We start from the raw sequence: 19,863 nt of genomic DNA, 5'->3' as shown, positions 1-19,863 counted from the left end.
TTCTATTTACCCTCTTATTAAACTTATTGCTGCAGCGTAATCCTCTTGATTGTAAATAGCTGATCCTGCAACTAAAACAGTTGCCCCTGCTTCTATACATAATTTAGCTGTTTCTGAATTTACTCCGCCATCTATTTCTATTTCAATTTCTTTACCTATTGTCTCAGCCATTTCTTTAACTTTCCTAATTTTAGGAAGGACTTCAGGTATGAATGTTTGTCCGCCAAATCCTGGATTTACTGACATTAATAAAACCATGTCAATGTCTGCAAGTATATGTTGAATGGTGTCTACTGGGGTAGCTGGATTTAACACTACACCTGCTTTAATTCCAAAGGATTTTATGTGATGAATGGTTCGATGCAGATGCCTGCATGCTTCAACATGGACTGTAATGTAATCCGCCCCTGCTTTAGCAAAATTCTCAATATATTGGTCTGGGTTTTCAATCATTAAATGGACATCTAGTGGAAGTTGTGTAACAGGACGAATCGCTTCCACAATTAATGGTCCTATTGTAATATTTGGAACAAAATGACCATCCATAACATCAACATGGATAAGGTCAGCTCCTGCCCTTTCAACAGCAACTATTTCTTCCCCTAATTTAGCAAAATCTGCAGAAAGGATTGATGGTGCAATTTTCACCATAGTTAATACCTCGGCTTTCTATCTTTTATTTCTTGAAGGAAATCTACATAATGTTGATAACGATATTGGGTAATTTCCTCTGATTCTACTGCTGCTTTTACCGCGCATTTTGGCTCACTAATATGTAAACAAGCTCTGAATTTACAATTTTCGCTTTGCCTGGCTATTTCCGGGAAACAAAAAGTCAGCTCTTCAGCTTTGATATTTGTGAATTCCAAAGAACTAAATCCAGGTGTATCTGCGATGAGACCATTTCCAATACTAATTAATTCAACATGTCTCGTAGTGTGTTTGCCTCTTCCTAAATGCGACGAAATAATATTCGTTTTTAGGTCCAGATCAGGCCGTAATACGTTTAACAGAGAGGATTTTCCGACACCTGATTGCCCGGCAAAAACAGATATTTTATCCTCAACATGCGGGCTTAATCCTTCAATACCCGCTTCTGTCTCTGATGATGTTAATAATACATCATAACCAATCTTTCTATAATGATCAGCATACTCTGTAATGATTTGTTTTTCGTTGTCATTCGTTAAATCCATTTTTGTAATACATATGAGGGGCTTAATATGATTATATTCTACGAGAACAAGAAACCTATCCAAAAGAACCGTACTAAAATCCGGTTCAACTGCGGAAAAGACTAGAATGGCTTGGTCAACATTTGCAATAGGCGGTCGAACAAGTTCATTCTTTCGTTCCTTTACTTCCATAATATACCCTTCACGGTCATTTTCGGCCTGAAAAACCACTTCATCACCGACAAGAGGTGTAATTTTGTTTTTCCTAAATACACCTCTTCCTCGGCATTGAATCAGTTCCTTTTCATGTAAAACATAATAAAAACCACTTAATGCTTTTACAATTTTCCCTTCAGGCATAGCCACACTCCCTGCCATTTCTTAGCATTACTTTGGATAAGGTACAGACTTATTTTCAACAACAGTATTCTCTCTTACTACTTGATAGCCAGCTTCACCTTCAAACGGCACCAAAATTTCTATTGTCGTTTTGGTTGTTGTAGTGATTGAAAAAGTATGGACTGGTGTAGTCATACTTTGATGCACCGCATCTTGAATATAGATGCGTACCTCTTGTTCTTCATTAGGCTCTGTTCCTGTGTACGGGATTTCTATGTCAACTGTAACCGGTTTAGGTGGTTTCTCTTCTTTTCCTTTTGAAATAACAACCGAAACCTTGTCACCCTTTTTCATTTCGGTATATGGAGCAGGCGTCTGAGAGATAATATTTCCTGCAGGAATGTTATCATCAAACTTTTCCTCTGAAACATCAAGAGTCAGACCAACAGACTCGACATAATCCTGTGCACCTTTTAAATTGGATTGTGATAAGTCCTTAAGGATAATTTTCTGTAAACCTTTACTAACCTCAAATTCTAATACTGTATCTTCAGGGACAACTTCTTCACCGCTCCCAGGTTTTTGACTTAAAATGGTACCAGGCTCACTATAATCAAAAACTTCCGTAATATCTATATCCTTAAAGTTCTGGTTAGCCAATAATCGGATGATATCATCATAATTGCGGCCGGTATAATCAAGCAATTTTAACTTTTCTTTTCCAATGCTGAAATATACCGTTATCCCGGTATTCTCCTTAACGGTACTGCCCTCTTCAGGCTTAGTCCTTATGACCTTGCCTTCTTCTATTTCATCATGTGTACTTTCGACTTCTTCCTCAACCAAGAGTCCGGCAGATTCTATTTTTGCAACTGCCTCATCTAATTCCAAACCGCTCACATCTGGGATGATGACATCCTTAGGTGAAAGCAGGTCAGGTAATACTGTAACAGTAAACAAACCTAATAATGAAAGTACTAAGAAAGTTGTAATTAAAATAGCTGGCCACTTTTTACGTTTTTTCTCGTCATTTCCTTTTTGGGAGGCAGCAGCATTTCCTTTGGTTTGATTATGTACTAATGTTTCATCAAGATTTTGGAGTGGACGATCATTGGTAATCACCGGGATGGCTTTTGTAGCCTCATCATCATCGGGAATAACAAATTTTGGTTCATTTATTCTATCCACATCAAGCGCTGACCTTAAATCCAATTCCATTTCTTCAACACTATTATAACGATGAAAGGAATCCTTTGCGGTTGCCTTTAAAACAATGTTTTCCACACTTTGTGGAATATTAGGGTTCCATCTTCTTACTGAAGGAGTTTCTGATTGCAAGTGCTTCAGGGCAATTGAAACAGCAGATTCACCAGAAAACGGAAGTCTTCCCGTTAATAGTTCAAACATAACAATCCCTAAGGAATAGACATCAGATTTACTATTTGCCATGCCTCCACGTGCTTGTTCTGGTGACAAATAATGGACAGAGCCGAGTACAGAATTAGTTTGTGTTATACTTGTTGCACTTAATGCCATTGCGATACCAAAATCAGTAATTTTCACATTACTAAAACGGTCAACAAGAATATTCTGAGGCTTAATGTCTCTGTGAATAATATGATTCTGATGAGCGTGAGATATAGCTGAAGTCAATTGCTTCATAATTTCAATTGTTTTTTCAACTTGTAAGGGTGAATGCTGTTGTATGTATTGTTTTAATGTTTGACCTTCAACATATTCCATTACAATAAAATAAAGATCATTCTCTTCACCAACATCATAGATGTTTACGATATTAGGGTGAGCTAAACTGGTTGCAGATTGGGCTTCTCTACGAAACCTGCGTATAAATTCTTCATCATTCGCAAAATCGAGGCGAAGCATTTTGACGGCAACATCACGGTCCAAAATCATGTCGTGGGCTAAGTACACATTTGCCATACCGCCTCCGCCAATCATTTCTAATATTTTATAACGACCGCTTAAGCGTTTTCCTATCAACATTATTCATCACCCTCGCTAAATTCAAAAAACTCCACAATTGCAAGAGTAATGTTGTCCTCGCCGCCATTTTCATTTGCAAGGCTGATAAGGGTGGCTGCCTTTTGCTCTAAAGAATCTTCGTTCGTTAGTATAGCGCTCATTTCTTTTTCATTGACTTTATTTGAAAGACCATCTGAACATAATAATAGAAGGTCCCCTTCTTCAAAAATAATCGTTTTAATATCCATTTCTACGGCTTTTTCTGTTCCCAGCGCTCGTAATAGTACATTTTTTCTTGGATGATGCTCAGCATCTTCCCGCGATATTTGTCCAGTCCGTACAAGCTCGTTTACTAATGAATGGTCTTCGGTTACCTGTTTAAAACCAGACTCATTTAGTAAATAACAACGGCTGTCACCGATATTTGCAATACTCACAAAACGGTCGGTACTAACGGCTGCCACTATGGTCGTCCCCATACCATCACATTCAATATGGCTCATTGCATGATGAAACAAAAGGTTATTTACCTCTGTTATTTGGTTTCTTAACCAACTCTCTGCTTCACCCGCAGTCGAAATGCCACTTGAATCTTCCCATACGTTTTTCAACTGAGTAATGGTCATCTCACTGGCTACATCACCAGCACGGTGACCGCCCATGCCATCTGCGACAACAGCTAAGCGGTGACCATCCTTGTTTACAAATATCCCTCCCGCATCTTCATTATGCTGCCTGACCCTGCCTTGGTCAGTCAAGAAAACTGCTTTCAAACCTTTCACCTCGTCTCTTCTTTCCGCTCCTTTGCACGAAGTTGTCCACATGCTGCGTCAATGTCGTGACCTTGCTCCCTGCGAATCGTAACATTAATCCCACGGTTTTTAAGCGTTTTTTCAAATGCAAAAATTTTGTCCCTTGGAGTACGCACATAATCCCTCTCTGGAACATAATTAACAGGGATTAGATTAACATGGCATTTAATTCCCTTTAACAAGCTGGCCAACTCTTCCGCATGTTCAACAGAATCATTTACACCGCCAAATAGTCCGTATTCAAAGCTAATTCTACGCCCCGTCTTATCAATATAATACCTGACAGATTTCATTAAATCATCCAATTTATATGCCCTGTTGATAGGCATTAAGCGGGACCTTAATTCAGTGTTCGGAGCATGTAGTGAAATCGCAAAATTTATCTGCATACTTTCATCGGCAAATTGATAAATTTTAGGAACAATACCGCTGGTGGATACGGTTATATGGCGTGCGCCGATCGTCAATCCTTTATCATGATTGATAATTTTTAGAAACGCCATCATATTATCATAATTGTCAAATGGTTCGCCTATTCCCATAATGACTACTGAGCTGACACGCTCATCTGTTTCGTCAAGAGCTTGCTGCACCGTTACAACCTGTGCAACAATCTCCCCTGCTTCTAAGTGACGCTTCAGCCCTCCAAGTGTGGAAGCACAGAAGGTACACCCAATCCTGCATCCCACCTGCGTAGTAACACAAACGGAGTTGCCATAATCATGCCGCATTAAAACAGTTTCAATAGAGTATCCATCATGTAGTTCGAATAGAAACTTAATTGTTCCGTCAGAAGAAGATTGTTTAATAACCGTTTTTAATGTGGTGATTTGAAAATTCTTGGATAGTTTGTCACGTAAGCTTTTTGAAAGATTATTCATATCTTCAAATGAAGTTATTCTTTTTTTATATAGCCAATCAAAGATTTGTTCCGCCCGGAAAGGCTTTTCATCATTATTTGTCAGCCACTCCTTGAGTTCTTGAAGCTCCAGGGAATATATAGATGTTTTCTTCGTTTCCAATGTTGTGTTCGTCTCAGTTGTATTTAGTTGTTCCAACTGTTACACCTTCTTTCTTAAGCATGCGATAAAGAAACCGTCTGAGCCAAAATCCTGCGGAAAAATTTGCAAATATCCGTCTGTTACAAGCGGTTGGATTGCCTCAGGCATTCTTTCCTTCATCGTAACATCCAGCTCAAATTCCGGGTGCTCTTGTAAAAATTTACTGACTGTATTTTCATTTTCGTCTTTATCTACTGTACACGTACTGTAGACAAGAATTCCACCTTTTTTTACTAAATGGGATACTGCTTCCAATAAATTTTGTTGAATCGTACTTAATTGATAAATATCTTGCTCTTTTTTGGTATATTTCATATCCGGCTTTCGTCTCATAACCCCGAGTCCAGAGCAAGGTGCATCAAGGAGAACTCGGTCAAAAGATTCTTTCTCCAGATGTTCGCCTGCTTTTCTTGAATCCATTACCATTGTTTTTATATTCCCCAAACCTAAACGGCTTGCGTTGGAATTTATTAATTTTACTTTGTGCTCATGTAAATCTAGGGAATAAACGACTCCAGTCAACTCCATATTTTCAGCAATATGGGTACTTTTTCCGCCAGGTGCTGCACATGCATCGAGAATCCTTTCGTTCTTATTGGCATTTAAGGCATAAGATACCAGCATTGAACTCTCGTCTTGAATGGTAAGCAAACCTTTTTTATATGCTTTTGAGAGAGCAATATTCCCCTTTAGTGCCCGAATAGCCTCAGGAATAATTGGACTTTTTTCAATCTGGAAACCTTCTTCGTCAAGATCTTCAATACATTCACGCACTGTCGTTTTTGTAAGGTTCACTCTGGCCGTTTGTAACGGTGCCGTTAAGTTTATTTCACACATTTCTCTCGTTCTTTCATATCCAAATTGGCTCGCCCACCTCTTAACGAGCCATTCTGGATGACTAGTTTCAATTGAAAGTCTTTCAATAGGATCACTTACCTCATCCAAAGATGGCAAGCCCTCACGCTGTATACTTCTTAATACACCATTTACCATTCCTGCAATTCCCTTGTGGCCACGCTTTTTAGCAATTTCCACTGCTTCATAAATTGCTGCCCTATCCGGAATTTTATCAAGGTAAACCATTTGATATAGGGTAATCCGTAACAACTGGTGCACCCAGCTTTCGGTCTTTTTACTATTTTTAATGAACGGCTTAAGGAAGTAGTCTAACGCCATCTTCCGTTGTAATGTTCCGTAGGTTAATTCCGTCAATAACCCAGTGTCAATCGGAGAAAGTTTGTTTTTCTCAATTGTACTATTAAGAAGCAGGTTACTATAGGATTGGTTCTTCTCAATTGCTTCGAGTAAATCCATTGCGGCTTCCCGCACATTTTTTCTTTTATTGGTCATTTGATTCTCCTAGTCTTGTTCCTACTAAGATTTTTGCACCAGCACCTCTGTAAAACTCTTCACTGGTCATTTTGGTTTTACCCGCTGGCTGCAGCTCTTTAATCTTAATAGCCGTATCATTCCCTGTTGATACCGTAATTCCATCGGATTCGTTTTTTATAATCGTCCCAGGGAGCTCATTTCTTAAAACCGTAACCTTTTCAGATTTCCATACTTTTACAGTTTGGTTATCCAAGGTTGTAAAGGCAACTGGCCATGGATTTAAGCCGCGAATATGATTATAGATTTCTTCACCTGTTTTGGTCCAGTCTATTTTTTCCTGCTCTCTTTTAATATTATATGCAAACGTTGCTTCCTCATTATTTTGAGGGACAGGGGTTAACTTTCCTTCTAGCAGCATAGGAAGTGTTTCTGACAAAAGAGCAGCGCCAGCTGCACTTAGTTTATTATGAAGAGTTCCGACATTATCTTCTTCCGTAATCTCTACCTCAACCTGCGTTAATATATCACCTGCATCCAGCTTTTCTACCATATACATAATGGTAATACCTGTCTTCTTCTTACCTTGGATCAGGGCATAGTGAATAGGTGCACCACCGCGAAGTTCTGGAAGAAGCGAGGCATGGACATTTATGCAGCCGTGGCCTGGAGCGTCAAGTATCGCCTTTGGCAAGATTTGTCCAAAAGCAGCTGTGATAATTAAATCTGGATTCAAAGAAAGGATTTTCTCCAGCTCATTCCTTTGACTTATTTTTTCAGGCTGATAGACTGGGATTCCGTGCTTTACTGCCGCAACTTTTACAGGCGGCGGTGTTAGGATCTTTTTTCTTCCTACCGGTCTGTCTGGCTGGGTAACCACTCCAATGACCTCGTAACCGTCATCAATTATTTTTTGTAACACGGGGACTGAAAAATCTGGCGTACCCATAAAAACGATTTTCGTCATTCACTTTCTACTCCTTTTAACTCATCTTCTTCGAGATATCTACTAACTTTTGAAGTGAATAATATCCCGTCTAAATGATCAATTTCATGTTGAATTGCTCTAGCCAGGAATTCCTCCGCTTCTAGGGTGTATTTTTTTCCTTTACGATCGTATGCCTCAATCTTCACATAATTTGGTCTTGTCACCTCACCAAAAAGATCTGGGAAGCTTAAACACCCTTCTGGTCCGGTTTGTTCTCCAGATGTCTTTAGTATGATTGGGTTAATCATTTCAATCGTTCCTAATTCGTTCTCAATATCGACGATAGCGATTCTTTCATCTATACCAATTTGTGGAGCAGCTAAACCGACCCCGTCGTGTTCAATCATCGTGTCATACATATCATTAAGTAATTTTGCTAGTTTCTTATCGAATTTGTTAACTTCTCTGCATTTTTTTTCAAGTACCTCTGCTGGGTACGTAACGATTTTTTTTATTGCCAAAGGTGTTCCTCCATCTATCTGGTCGTTTTCAAATTATTATTTATAATTAATATTTATTATACATTTTCACCCAAATAACCTCATCATAACCTTTCGTATCAAGGATATTTCAGCATCTTACATCAAAATAAACGGGTTTATATCAATAGAAACCAGTAATCCACTTTTCGGATCAGTCTGATATTGGCCAAGTATGGTTTTTAGTGTTTTGGTTAGCTCTGGTTCTCGCTTATATTTAATCAAACAATGATAGCGATATCGATTATTTATTCTTGGAATTGGTGATGCCGCTGGTCCCAGTATTACTGCATGTTGCGAAAGACGCGACCTGACAAAAGCTGCAATTTTTTCTGTAGCAGAAACCACAGTCATTAGCTGTTCATGACTAATTGTAATGAGGGCCAAATAATAAAAGGGTGGATAGTGATGTGCTTTACGCATGATCATCTCTCTATTATAAAAACGAAGATAATCCTGTGTTCCAGCTAATTCAACGCTATAATGCTCTGGGGTATAAGTTTGTATGATGACTTCCCCAGGTAATTCATGACGCCCTGCCCTTCCGCTAACCTGTGTTAGTAACTGAAATGTTTTTTCAGAGGATCGGAAATCCGGTAAATGGAGCATGGTATCTGCTGAGAGGACACCCACTAGTGTGATATTTGGAAAGTCTAACCCTTTTGCTATCATTTGTGTTCCTAAAAGAATATCTGCTTTCCCTTCATGAAATTCTTTTAATAGTTTCTCATGAGCTCCCTTTTGGCTGGTAGTATCCACATCCATACGAATAACTTTCGCCTCTGGAAGAATCTTACCGAGTTCATCTTCCACCTTTTGTGTGCCCGTACCAAAATAACGGATATAATCACTCGAGCATTCAGGGCATTGATTTGGCACGTAACTCTCATATCCACAGTAATGGCATTTCATTTGCTCCTTCACCTTATGGTAGGTTAAAGAAATATCACAATTAGGGCAATTCATTACATAGCCGCAATCCCTGCACATAACAAACGAAGAATGTCCTCTTTTATTTAAAAATAATACGGACTGCTCTTTTTTCTCGATTCTTTCCTTTAACAATTCAAACAACTTCCTTGAAAACATGGAACGGTTTCCCGCTCTTAACTCTTCACGCATATCAATAATTTCAACCTCAGGAAGTGCTCTCTTATTCATTCTGTTTGGAAGAGATAACAGTTTGAATACTCCTTTTTGTGCTCTTGCAAAAGTCTCTAACGCAGGTGTAGCACTCCCGAGCACTACAGGGCAGTTGTTTTTCTGGGCGCGTTCAATAGCCACATCTCTAGCGTGATAGCGCGGCATTTCTTCTTGTTTATAACTGGTCTCGTGCTCTTCATCTATAATGATAATTCCCAGATTTTCAAAAGGAGCAAAAATAGCTGACCTTGCACCAACAACAACTTTAACTTCCTTCCGTTGTATCTTCCGCCATTCATCGTATTTTTCACCCGCTGAAAGCCCACTGTGCAATACAGCAACTAAATTGCCGAATCGGCCTTTAAAGCGATTTACCATTTGTGGAGTAAGTGCGATTTCTGGAACAAGAACAATCGCCTCTCTGCCTTTTCCAATTACGTCTTGGATGGATTGTAAGTAAATTTCCGTTTTTCCGCTGCCCGTAACACCATAAAGCAAAAAGACCTCATGGAGATTATTTTCAATAGAACTAAGAATCGGGCCAATCGCACTTTGCTGATCGTCTGTTAATCGCATCGGCTCAGTCCGTGTAAAGGTCCGGTTTTCATAGGGATCACGATAAACTTCCATGAACTTCTCAACGAGAAGTTTCTTTTCCACGAGCGATTTGACCGTTGCAGATGAAATATTTAAGTCTGCTAATAAATGTCTCAGCTCGACTGGTTCTGGATTCTGCACAAAATAACGTAAAACTTCTTTTTGCTTTTCAGCTCTTTGTGGCAATTCATTAAGTTCAGCTTCCAAATCAGCTGTTGATAGGAGCGGGCGGACAAACTTTACTTTCTTTTTATTTAGTTTTCCTTTAACTAAATGAATTACCTCTAGGATACCTTTAGCTGCTTCTCTCTGGAGTATAGGTACGAGCCCCTTCTTCAGAGCCTCATCCCAAGATATCGCTTCCTCATTCGTAAAAATCTCTTGAAGCTGTATCGGTAGATCATTTATCAAAACACCTGCAGAAAGCCTTACCTTCTTTTCATATTTTGCCTTTAATGCTGCTGGGAGCATCGCCTGATAGGCATAAATTTTAAAACATAAGGTGTTTTCTGTCAGCCAATTCCCAAGTTCAAGTAATTCCTGATTAAGAACAGGTTCTAAGTCCATCGGCTCACAGATTTCACGAAGCTTTTTGAAATCAGATTCAGCTTTTATCTCAGTAACAAAGCCTTGAATTTTTCTTGGACCAAAAGGGACTACCACCCTCATGCCAGGCTGTATCGTTTCAAGCCATTCATCCGGAATGAGATAATCAAATGACCTATCTGTTTGTTTAGCTGGCACATCCACAACTACACTAGCAATTTTCATTCCATTTCCAAATCCTTTGAGAACGCACCGATTTCTTTGATAATCTTATTTGCAACCTCTTTTTTAGACATCAATGGTAATTCTATTTTACTGCCATCACGTTTAATTAAAGTTACAATGTTTGTATCCATTCCAAATCCAGCGCCTTCTGTTTTCACATTATTTGCCACGATCATATCCACATTTTTTGCCGCTAATTTTTTTCTAGCGTATTCTTCAACATTTTCTGTTTCAGCAGCAAAACCGACTAGGATTTGATTCATTTTCAATGTTCCAAGTTCGAATAAAATATCCTTTGTTCGTTCCAGTTCGATTACCTTGTCCCCAGGCTGCTTTTTCATTTTATGATCGAAGGAAACCTTAGGACGGTAATCCGCTACTGCTGCTGTTTTTATAATAATATCCGCACACTTATAGCTGTCCATGACTGCATGATACATATCATCCGCACTTTCGACCTTAACCAGCTCGATACCTTGTGGTGCTGAGATATTTACAGGGCCTGAGATCAACTTGACACTCGCACCCGCATTCTTTGCAGCTTCTGCTAAAGCATATCCCATCTTCCCTGTGGAATGATTGGTAATAAATCGTACAGGGTCGATTCTTTCTCTTGTTGGACCCGCTGTAATCAAGACGTTTTTCCCTTTTAGCTCCTGAGTGTTTTTTTTCATAAAATGCAGTTTGATTATTTCTACGATTTTCTCGGGTTCCTCTAAACGTCCCTTCCCCACATAACCACAAGCTAGATAGCCTTCACTCGGTTCGATAAATTGATAATCGTAAGAGGCTAATATGGAAATATTCTTTTTTACAGCTGGATGGTCATACATGTGTACATTCATCGCCGGAGCAATCCAAACTGGCGCAGTTGCTGCTAATAAAGTAGTTGTAATCATATTATCACCAATCCCATTTGCTAGCTTTGCGATCGTGTTGGCGGTCGCAGGTGCTACTAGGATTAAATCCGCCCAATCAGCTAAATCTATATGTGCAATCACATTCGGATTTTTTTCATCAAAGGTATCCGTGTACACTTCGTTGCGGGATAACGCCTGAAACGTTAACGGGGAAACAAATTTTGCTGCAGAGTCACTAAGTATTACTTTAACCTTTGCTCCAGTTTGGACAAGTTTGCTTGTTAAGGCTGCTGCTTTATATACAGCTATTCCACCAGTTACACATAATAATATCTTTTTATCCATTGATATCCCCCGCTTCTATTCCACAATTATCTATCCTTTATTATGCTAGAATTACTATATTTTTTCATCTTTTTCATCTATTTTCGACAAATACTATTTTCGTAACAATTGTTGTTAAAATTCTAAAACCGATTTTAACGTGGAAATTATTAATTTGCACCATTGAATTTAATTTGTTAGCCCTTTAGAAAAAAGCCTCCGACAAAAAATAAAAAAGGCTGACATTTTACTTTTGTCAGTCCTTTCCAATTTACTACTTACCTATTGAACTGTCTTTTCCGTAAATTGCACCTGTTTCAGATTTTTTTGGTACTCGATAGGTAAGTTCGCCGCTGTAAATTTCCTCTAATGCTTTTCCTACATGCTTATAAGAAACGTATTTAGGTAATCTCTCATCCTTGGCTTGCTGCATGGATCGAGCACGTTTGGCCGCAACTGAAACGAGTGAGTATTTTGAATCAATTTTATTAAGTAATGAATCAATCGAAGGATATAACATTTATTCGACCTCCAGTAATTTTTTATATCGATGTTCTACACGTTCTCTGCGGCAATGTTCAGCCACAACGATTGCTTTTACACGTTCACAAGCCGACTCTACTTGGTCATTTTCAACTACATAATCATATAATTCCATCATTTCAATTTCTTCCCGTGCCGACAGCATTCGATTGTTAATTAACTCTTCTGTTTCAGTACCTCTGGTAACGATCCGATTCTTTAGCTCGGTGAGACTTGGCGGCATCAGAAAGATAAACAAACCTTCTGGAAACTTTTCCCTTACTTGACGTGCACCTTTCACTTCAATTTCCAAAAAGACATCTTTCCCAGCATCGAGGGTTTCACGTACATAATCCACAGGTGTCCCATAGTAATTACCTACGAATTCCGCATATTCTAAAAGTCTACCTTGTTGTATTAGTTCTTCAAATTCTTCCCTTGACTTAAAAAAGTAATCTACCCCGTTTACTTCACCTGGGCGAGGTGCACGTGTTGTTGCTGAAATTGAGTATTCAAAAGCCGTGTCCGGATGGGAAAATATTTCTTTTCTTACTGTTCCTTTTCCGACACCGGATGGACCAGAAAATACGATAAGTAATCCTTTTTCCTGCATTTTCTATAATCCTACCCTTCATCCATAATTTCATCACGGTCAGCCAGTCGATGGGCAACCGTTTCAGGCTGTACGGCTGATAAAATGACATGGTCACTGTCCATGACGATTACCGCACGAGTACGTCTTCCATATGTAGCATCAATCAACGAACCCCGATCTCGAGCATCTTGAATAATTCTCTTTATCGGAGCAGATTCAGGGCTTACAATTGAAATTATCCGATTGGCAGATACGATATTTCCAAATCCAATATTTATCAATTTAATCGACATGATTATCATCCAATCATCAATAATATATTTTTGCCTTGTCAAACATTTCCTAAACACTGTTATTCAATATTTTGAACCTGTTCCTTCAGCTTCTCAAGCAAACTTTTTATATCTACTACCTTTTTTGTAATACTTGAGTCATTTGCTTTTGATCCAATGGTATTAGCTTCCCTATTCATTTCTTGAACAAGGAAATCAAGTTTTCTGCCAATTGGTTCTTGTTCGTTTAACGTTTGCCTAAATTGCTGAATATGGCTTTTTAACCTGGTTAATTCTTCATTGATATCAACCTTATCAGCAAAAATAGCGACCTCAGTTAAAACACGTGATTCATCAAATTGTCCCTGTACGATTTCCTCAATTCTTTTTAACAATCTTTCTTTATACGCTGAGACCACCACGGGTGCTAATTCCTTAAGTTCATCGGTATGTGCATCGACCTGCAGTAACGAAGTGAGCAAATCCTTCCCTAATTCTTCTCCTTCTGTTACTCGCATCTGTTTACATAGTAAAACAGCCTCTTCTGTTGCTCTAAGTACTAGTTCTTCTAATTCTTCGCTGCCTTCATCGATTTCTTCGATATGTAAAAAATCATTGCGCGTTAATAAATCCTGAAGCAATACCTTTCCTTCAAGATTAAATCGATCTCGTGCTTGTTTGATAAAAAGGTAGTATTCCTCCAGAAGTTTCCAATCCACTTGGATATTCCGTGTAACAGCACTTTCGCCTTCGAGCATGATATAAACTTCAGCCCTGCCGCGACGGAGATGCTCATTCACTTTTTTCTTTATCTTATCTTCAATCTTTAGCAGCTGTCTGGGCATCCGAACATTAATTTCGCTAAACCGATGATTGACTGTTTTTACTTCAACATTTACAGAAAAAGAAGCTGTGACAATTCTGCTTCTCCCAAAGCCCGTCATACTTATTACCATTAAGTACACTCCAATCTATTGAAGATGAGCGGCTAACCTATGTAAAGTATATGGTATTATTCTAAAAATGAACAAAAGGTAATAGAGCCAACTCTACTACCTTTTGGATTATAACACACTTTATTTTGTTTTTCTTAACAAAAATGTTCCGGCTAGTAAAAAAGTTGGAATCGAAGACAGTCCAATAATCAAAAGCCAATCTTTTGCTATGATTGGAAGGGTATGAAAAATGGGTTGTAAAGGCGGATAGTATATCACTGCAATCATTAATGCAAGTGATGAAATAACTGCCCAGACCAAATACTTATTCCCAAATGGATTTCTTGATAAGACAGACTTCTCACTTCTACAATCAAAAACATGAATAAGTTGAGCCATTACCAATGTTGCAAATGCGATTGTTTGGGCATATTCAAGATTAGCAGGATTCTGATCATATACAATGATAAACGCAAGCAATGTTATGATTCCAATGAGAAAACCCCTTGAAACAACTTTCCATCCGAGTCCTCGGGCAAAAACACCTTCATTTGGACTTCGTGGTTTACGCCTCATTACATCCTCTTCTGGACGGTCTAGTCCTAATGCCATTGCCGGTAAACCATCGGTTACTAAATTTACCCAAAGAATTTGAATCGGTACGAGTGGCAGCGGCAGTGCTAATATCATCGCAAATAACATAACCAATATTTCCCCAACATTCGAAGCAAGTAAATATCGAACGAATTTTCGAATATTTTCATAAATATTTCTGCCTTCTTCTATTGCTGCTTTTATCGTTGCAAAATTATCATCTAATAATACAAGTGAAGATGCTTCTTTTGCCACATCCGTACCAGTAATTCCCATTGCAACACCGATATCAGCCGCTTTAATAGCTGGTGCATCGTTGACCCCATCACCTGTCATTGCAACAATATGTCCTCTATTTTGCAAAGCTTTGACAATCTTTAATTTATGTTCTGGTGACACGCGGGCAAATACAGAAACGTCATCCACTACATCCTCAAGTTCGTCAACGGTCATCGTTGATAATGCATTACCATCAAGGACCTTACTTTTTTTCGTTAAAATACCGAGCTGGGCTGCGATGGCCTTAGCTGTAATAATGTGATCTCCAGTGATCATTACCGTTTTGATACCTGCATCATTACATTCTCGTACAGCCTCTTTAACCTCCGGCCTAGGCGGATCGATCATCCCTTGAACACCGATGAATGTTAATTTCTTCTCTGCTTCTTGCTCGCTAAGAATTACTGTATTAGCGGGAATAGGTTTAAATGCAATCGCAATGGTTCTGAGCGCTTTGGAAGCAAGGTTATTGATTGCTTCTTGAACCTGACCTTGGACATTTTGACTAAGATATTGTGTTTTTCCATCCCAAAGAATAGATTCACTCTTTCCTATAATTACATCTGGTGCACCTTTTGTAACAATAAAATTTCTGCCTTGCTTATCTTTAACATGCATACTCATCATTTTTCTCGATGAATCAAACGGAAACTCCTTTATTATGGTGAACTCATCTAATAGATTTGTTCGATCAAACCCTGCTTTCATCGCACTAACCAGTAAAGCCCCTTCTGTTGGATCCCCATCGAGAATATAGTCTTCATCCTTCATGACTAATTCTGAATGGTTACAAATCATTCCAAATATAAGCATTTGCTGCAGGGCTTTCTCATCTTTAGGATGAACATGAGTATTATCGCGATAAAAAGCTCCCTGAGGTTGATAGCCTACTCCATCTACGGTCCATGTATTTCCACCGCTCCATAAATGGGTAACCGTCATTTTGTTTTGTGTCATTGTTCCTGTTTTATCCGAACAGATAACGGACGCACAGCCAAGTGTTTCTACTGCTGGCAGCTTCCTTACGATAGCATTTCTCTTAATCATTTTTTGGACTCCGAGCGATAAAGCAACCGTTACAATCGCTGGTAATCCCTCAGGTATTGCCGCAACTGCAAGGGAGACCCCTGCTAAGAACATGGTATAAAGTTCATGTCCCTGTAAAATTCCAATCCCTACAACGAGAACGGTTAAAATTAATGCAACGGTTATTAAAATCTTACCTAGCTGCTCTAAACGGCGCTGCAAAGGTGTATCTTGGGACTCCGCATTTTGAAGCAAATCTGCAATTTGCCCCATCGCCGTTTTCATTCCTGTTGCAATAACTACTCCAATGCCGCTTCCTCTCGTGATCATGGTCCCCATAAAAGCAATATTTTCCATATCACCAATTCCAGGATTAATCGCTTTTAAGCTATCAGTATGTTTAGACACAGGCACAGATTCACCAGTAAGGGCGGACTCCTCGATTTCTAAACTCCTAGATTCAATAATTCTTACATCTGCACCAATTCTGTCTCCACTTGAAAATTTAACAATATCCCCGACGGCAATTTCTTTTGAAGGAACTTTCATCCACTGTCCTTCTCGTAAAACAGAAACCTGTGGAGCAGATAATTCCTTTAAAGCCTGCAGCGATTTCTCTGCTCTTCTTTCTTGATAGAAGCCGAGAATACCGTTAATAATGACAATTGCAATAATCGCTACTGCGTCAATGTATTCACCAAGTAGTCCAGATAATAACGTTGCAGCCAGCAGCACCAAAACCATAAAATCTTTAAACTGACTAAAAAATAAGAGTAAAGCAGATTGCTTTTCTCCTTCTTGCAGTTCATTAAGCCCGTGTTTGGTTAGTCGTTTCTTTACTGTTTCTGGTGATAACCCAGAAGAAAAGTCGGTATCTAAGGCCTTTTCTACTTGATTGATCTCCATCTCATGAAATTTCATCCGACCATCTCACTTCCCCCTTAAGTAAATTACTCTAAAGAAAGCTTATTCAGCCTCGTCCCAAAAAATGCTATGATAATTTATATGGGTTATGATAATCTTGTAAACTATATGTAAAGAATAAATATGTTTGAAGTAAAGGATGTTTTCCATGTCATTTGATGGTTTATTTACAAAAGCAATGGTGCAAGAACTTTCACTTTCATTAAAAGGCGGAAGAATTAATAAAGTACACCAGCCCTATAAAAATGAGGTTATCCTAACAATTCGTGCAAATGGGGTAAATCAAAAATTATTATTTTCTGCACATCCCAGCTATGCACGTGTACAACTCACAAATGAAGCATACGATAATCCCAGTGAACCGCCTATGTTCTGTATGCTGCTAAGAAAGCATATTGAGGGCTATATATTAGAGGATGTCTATCAAGTAGAAAATGATCGGATGATTATTTTTGAAATCAAAGGACGCAATGAAATTGGCGATGTCAGCTACAAACAGGTAATTATCGAAATAATGGGCAGGCACAGTAACATTGTACTGATTGATAAAAGCAGGAATATGATTCTCGACAGTATTAAGCATGTTTCGTTTGCAGTAAATAGTCACAGAGCCATATTACCGGGTCAACCTTATATTTTCCCGCCCGAACAAAACAAACAAAATCCATTCTTGGCAGTTGAAGATGATTTATTGAGAAGAATTGACTTTAATAGCGGCAAGATAGATCGGCAAGTAGTCGAACAATTTGCTGGAGTCTCACCACTCTTTGCCAAAGAAGTCATTACCCAAAGCGGGATTGCCAATCGGACAACAGTCCCAAAAACTTTTATTCAAATGATTCACAGAATTCAAAGAGGTGAGTTAAATCCCACCATCATGTCCACAGGGAATAAGGAAGTTTTTTACCTTTTTCCTCTTGAACATGTAAAAGGAGAAGGCAGAAGCTTCTCAACGCTAAGCGAAATGCTTGACCGCTTTTATTTTGGCAAGGCTGAGCGGGACAGAGTAAAACAGCAAGGACATGATATTGAGCGGCTGATCGTAAATGAAAAAGAAAAGAATACAAAGAAAATTGAGAAACTGGAAGATACATTGAGAGAAGCTGAAAAGTCAGACCAGCTCCAGCGCTATGGAGAACTATTAACAGCCAATCTCTATGCTGCCAAAAAAGGAATGAAAGAAATAGAAGTGATTGATTATTATGATGAAACTGGCGGTACCGTAACCATCTCGCTGGATCCTCGGAAGACGCCATCAGAAAATGCACAAAAATATTTTTCTAAATACCAGAAGGCAAAAAATTCAGTTTCCATCGTAATCGAACAAATTGAAAAGGCACGTGAGGAAGTCTTATACTTTGACAATTTGCTTCAACAGGTACAGTCTGCGTCACCTAAAGACATTCAAGAAATTCGTGATGAGCTAATTGAAGGCGGATATATCCGTGATCGGCAAAAACGCAATGCTAAAAAGCTCACCAATGCCAAACCGGTACTTGACTATTATCTATCTTCAGATGGGACAGAGATTATTGTCGGTAAAAATAATAAACAAAATGATTATTTAACCAACAAACTTGCAGCACGAGATGAAATTTGGCTTCATACAAAAGACATTCCTGGCTCGCATGTTGTCATTCGCAGCAAAGAACCATCGGAAACGACTATTCACGAAGCAGCAAAGCTAGCTGCTTATTATAGCAAAGCACGCAGCTCAAGCTCGGTTCCAGTCGATTTTACAAAGGTCCGCCATGTTAAGAAGCCAAGCGGTGCAAAGCCTGGTTTTGTTATCTATGACAATCAACAGACTGTATATGTAACACCAGAAGAGGAGCTTGTTCTAAGACTTAAGAAGAAATAAGAAAAGCGCAAGCAACCTGGTCAGCGGCGTATGGCCTCCTCGAAAAAGCTAACGCTTTTTCTTCGTGCGAAGCCTATGCTGCAGAAGTTTTCCTTGTGGAGCCCTCCAACTGAGATAAAGGAAACACGAAGAGCCAAGCCGCTACCTGAATTACTTCCTTGCAGCTTTGCGACGAGCTGAACGCCGCTACTCTGAATCTGCTATGGCGCAGGAGCAGATTTGGCGCATTCGTGCTTGACTTATCGTAGGTAGGTAAAAATCCTGAAGGGATTTTTACTCGCGGAGAGCGAAGGACACTAGCCGCTAGGGTGCTGGAGCTAGACAAGAAAATGCCCCGGGGTTTCCGGGGCATTTTTAATTTATTCGAATTGCTTACTCCATTCTGCTGGTGCTTTACTCCAAGAAAGCAAACTCTCCTGATCATCTTGGCTTATGTAACCTTTTTCAATGGCTACTTCAACAAGTGTTGGAAAATCAGTAAGCGATTCACTAATAATTTCTTCTTGTATGAAAGCCTCTTTCCCTTTTTCAAGTCCATATGTAAATATGGAAACCACTCCAAGGACTTCACAACCAGCTTCTCTAAGTGCTTGAACGGCTGTAATGACACTGCCTCCAGTAGAAATTAAGTCTTCCACCACCACAACCTTTTGTCCTTTTTCGACTTTCCCTTCAATCTGATTCCCTTTACCATGGCCCTTCGCTTTTGAACGGACATAACACATTGGTAAATTTAGCAGCTCACTGACCCATGCAGCATGCGGGATTCCTGCAGTTGCTGTTCCAGCAATGATTTCTGCTTCGGGATAGTTTTCTTTAATCAAAGCTTGCAGACCTATTGCAGCCTCTCTTCTGACTTCCGGATAAGATAGTGTTAGGCGGTTGTCACAATAAATCGGTGATCGTAATCCTGATGTCCACGTAAACGGTTCATTCGGCTTCAACGCAACCGCATGGATTGATAATAATTTTTCAGCAATAATTTTTTTCATAC

Annotated in this window: 17 protein-coding genes; 1 reads left to right on the top strand and 16 read right to left on the bottom strand. The window is 39.1% G+C overall.

Annotation, left to right across the window (positions count from 1 at the left end; genetic code table 11):
* Positions 1-6: 6 nt before the first annotated feature.
* From rpe to AC2TFD_RS09140, 15 genes are all read right to left on the bottom strand, one after another.
* Positions 7-651, bottom strand: coding sequence for a ribulose-phosphate 3-epimerase (gene rpe, locus AC2TFD_RS09210; protein ID WP_335513530.1), 645 nt, complete (start codon positions 649-651; stop codon positions 7-9).
* Between the two features lie 2 nt (positions 652-653).
* Entirely contained in the window at positions 654-1,535 is an 882-nt protein-coding gene (rsgA, locus tag AC2TFD_RS09205) for a ribosome small subunit-dependent GTPase A (RefSeq protein ID WP_484675478.1), read from the bottom strand.
* A gap of 27 nt (positions 1,536-1,562) precedes the next feature.
* Complete coding sequence (gene pknB, locus AC2TFD_RS09200) at positions 1,563-3,518, bottom strand: Stk1 family PASTA domain-containing Ser/Thr kinase (protein ID WP_484675477.1); 1,956 nt, start codon at positions 3,516-3,518, stop codon at positions 1,563-1,565.
* Positions 3,518-4,270 carry a Stp1/IreP family PP2C-type Ser/Thr phosphatase gene (locus AC2TFD_RS09195; protein ID WP_335567476.1) on the bottom strand — a complete coding sequence of 251 codons (753 nt, stop codon included), beginning with the start codon at positions 4,268-4,270 and terminating at the stop codon, positions 3,518-3,520. The genes pknB and AC2TFD_RS09195 overlap by 1 nt, the downstream gene beginning before the upstream one ends.
* A gap of 5 nt (positions 4,271-4,275) precedes the next feature.
* Positions 4,276-5,367, bottom strand: coding sequence for a dual-specificity RNA methyltransferase RlmN (gene rlmN / locus AC2TFD_RS09190; RefSeq protein WP_335513538.1), 1,092 nt, complete (start codon positions 5,365-5,367; stop codon positions 4,276-4,278).
* Positions 5,368-5,370: 3 nt separating this feature from the next.
* Complete coding sequence (gene rsmB / locus AC2TFD_RS09185; protein ID WP_335513540.1) at positions 5,371-6,720, bottom strand: 16S rRNA (cytosine(967)-C(5))-methyltransferase RsmB; 1,350 nt, start codon at positions 6,718-6,720, stop codon at positions 5,371-5,373.
* The gene (gene fmt, locus AC2TFD_RS09180; RefSeq protein ID WP_335567477.1) at positions 6,710-7,666 is read right to left on the bottom strand and encodes a methionyl-tRNA formyltransferase; all 957 of its coding nucleotides are present in this window, start codon (positions 7,664-7,666) and stop codon (positions 6,710-6,712) included. Before fmt ends, rsmB begins: the two co-directional genes overlap by 11 nt.
* A complete protein-coding gene (gene def / locus AC2TFD_RS09175; protein ID WP_335513544.1) occupies positions 7,663-8,148 on the bottom strand; it encodes a peptide deformylase in 486 nt (161 codons plus the stop codon). Before def ends, fmt begins: the two co-directional genes overlap by 4 nt.
* A 117-nt stretch (positions 8,149-8,265) precedes the next feature.
* Positions 8,266-10,677, bottom strand: coding sequence for a primosomal protein N' (priA, locus tag AC2TFD_RS09170; RefSeq protein WP_484675476.1), 2,412 nt, complete (start codon positions 10,675-10,677; stop codon positions 8,266-8,268).
* Positions 10,674-11,888, bottom strand: a complete 1,215-nt coding sequence (gene coaBC, locus AC2TFD_RS09165; protein WP_335513560.1) for a bifunctional phosphopantothenoylcysteine decarboxylase/phosphopantothenate--cysteine ligase CoaBC — start codon at positions 11,886-11,888, stop codon at positions 10,674-10,676. Before coaBC ends, priA begins: the two co-directional genes overlap by 4 nt.
* A gap of 247 nt (positions 11,889-12,135) precedes the next feature.
* Entirely contained in the window at positions 12,136-12,381 is a 246-nt protein-coding gene (gene rpoZ / locus AC2TFD_RS09160; protein WP_335513548.1) for a DNA-directed RNA polymerase subunit omega, read from the bottom strand.
* Positions 12,382-12,996 carry a guanylate kinase gene (gene gmk, locus AC2TFD_RS09155; protein WP_335513550.1) on the bottom strand — a complete coding sequence of 205 codons (615 nt, stop codon included), beginning with the start codon at positions 12,994-12,996 and terminating at the stop codon, positions 12,382-12,384. It lies immediately after the preceding gene.
* Between the two features lie 11 nt (positions 12,997-13,007).
* On the bottom strand, positions 13,008-13,271 hold the full coding sequence (remA, locus tag AC2TFD_RS09150; protein WP_090758253.1) for an extracellular matrix/biofilm regulator RemA: 264 nt from the start codon (positions 13,269-13,271) through the stop codon (positions 13,008-13,010).
* Between the two features lie 59 nt (positions 13,272-13,330).
* Positions 13,331-14,206 (bottom strand): YicC/YloC family endoribonuclease, encoded by an 876-nt coding sequence (locus AC2TFD_RS09145; protein ID WP_335513552.1) that lies wholly within the window; start codon positions 14,204-14,206, stop codon positions 13,331-13,333.
* Between the two features lie 120 nt (positions 14,207-14,326).
* Positions 14,327-17,005, bottom strand: a complete 2,679-nt coding sequence (locus AC2TFD_RS09140) for a calcium-translocating P-type ATPase, SERCA-type (RefSeq protein WP_335567478.1) — start codon at positions 17,003-17,005, stop codon at positions 14,327-14,329.
* A 151-nt stretch (positions 17,006-17,156) separates the two neighbouring features.
* On the opposite strand from AC2TFD_RS09140, the gene AC2TFD_RS09135 reads away from it, so the two are divergent.
* Entirely contained in the window at positions 17,157-18,869 is a 1,713-nt protein-coding gene (locus AC2TFD_RS09135; RefSeq protein WP_335567479.1) for an Rqc2 family fibronectin-binding protein, read from the top strand.
* 359 nt (positions 18,870-19,228) lie between these two features.
* On the opposite strand, the gene pyrE is transcribed toward AC2TFD_RS09135, so the two are convergent.
* Positions 19,229-19,861, bottom strand: a complete 633-nt coding sequence (pyrE, locus tag AC2TFD_RS09130; protein WP_484675475.1) for an orotate phosphoribosyltransferase — start codon at positions 19,859-19,861, stop codon at positions 19,229-19,231.
* Between the last annotated feature and the right edge of the window lie 2 nt (positions 19,862-19,863).

It is taken from the genome of Neobacillus sp. plas4, from assembly GCF_057221695.1.
Note: the sequence above shows the minus strand (reverse complement) of the source record. Positions and strands in the feature narration are given on the sequence as shown.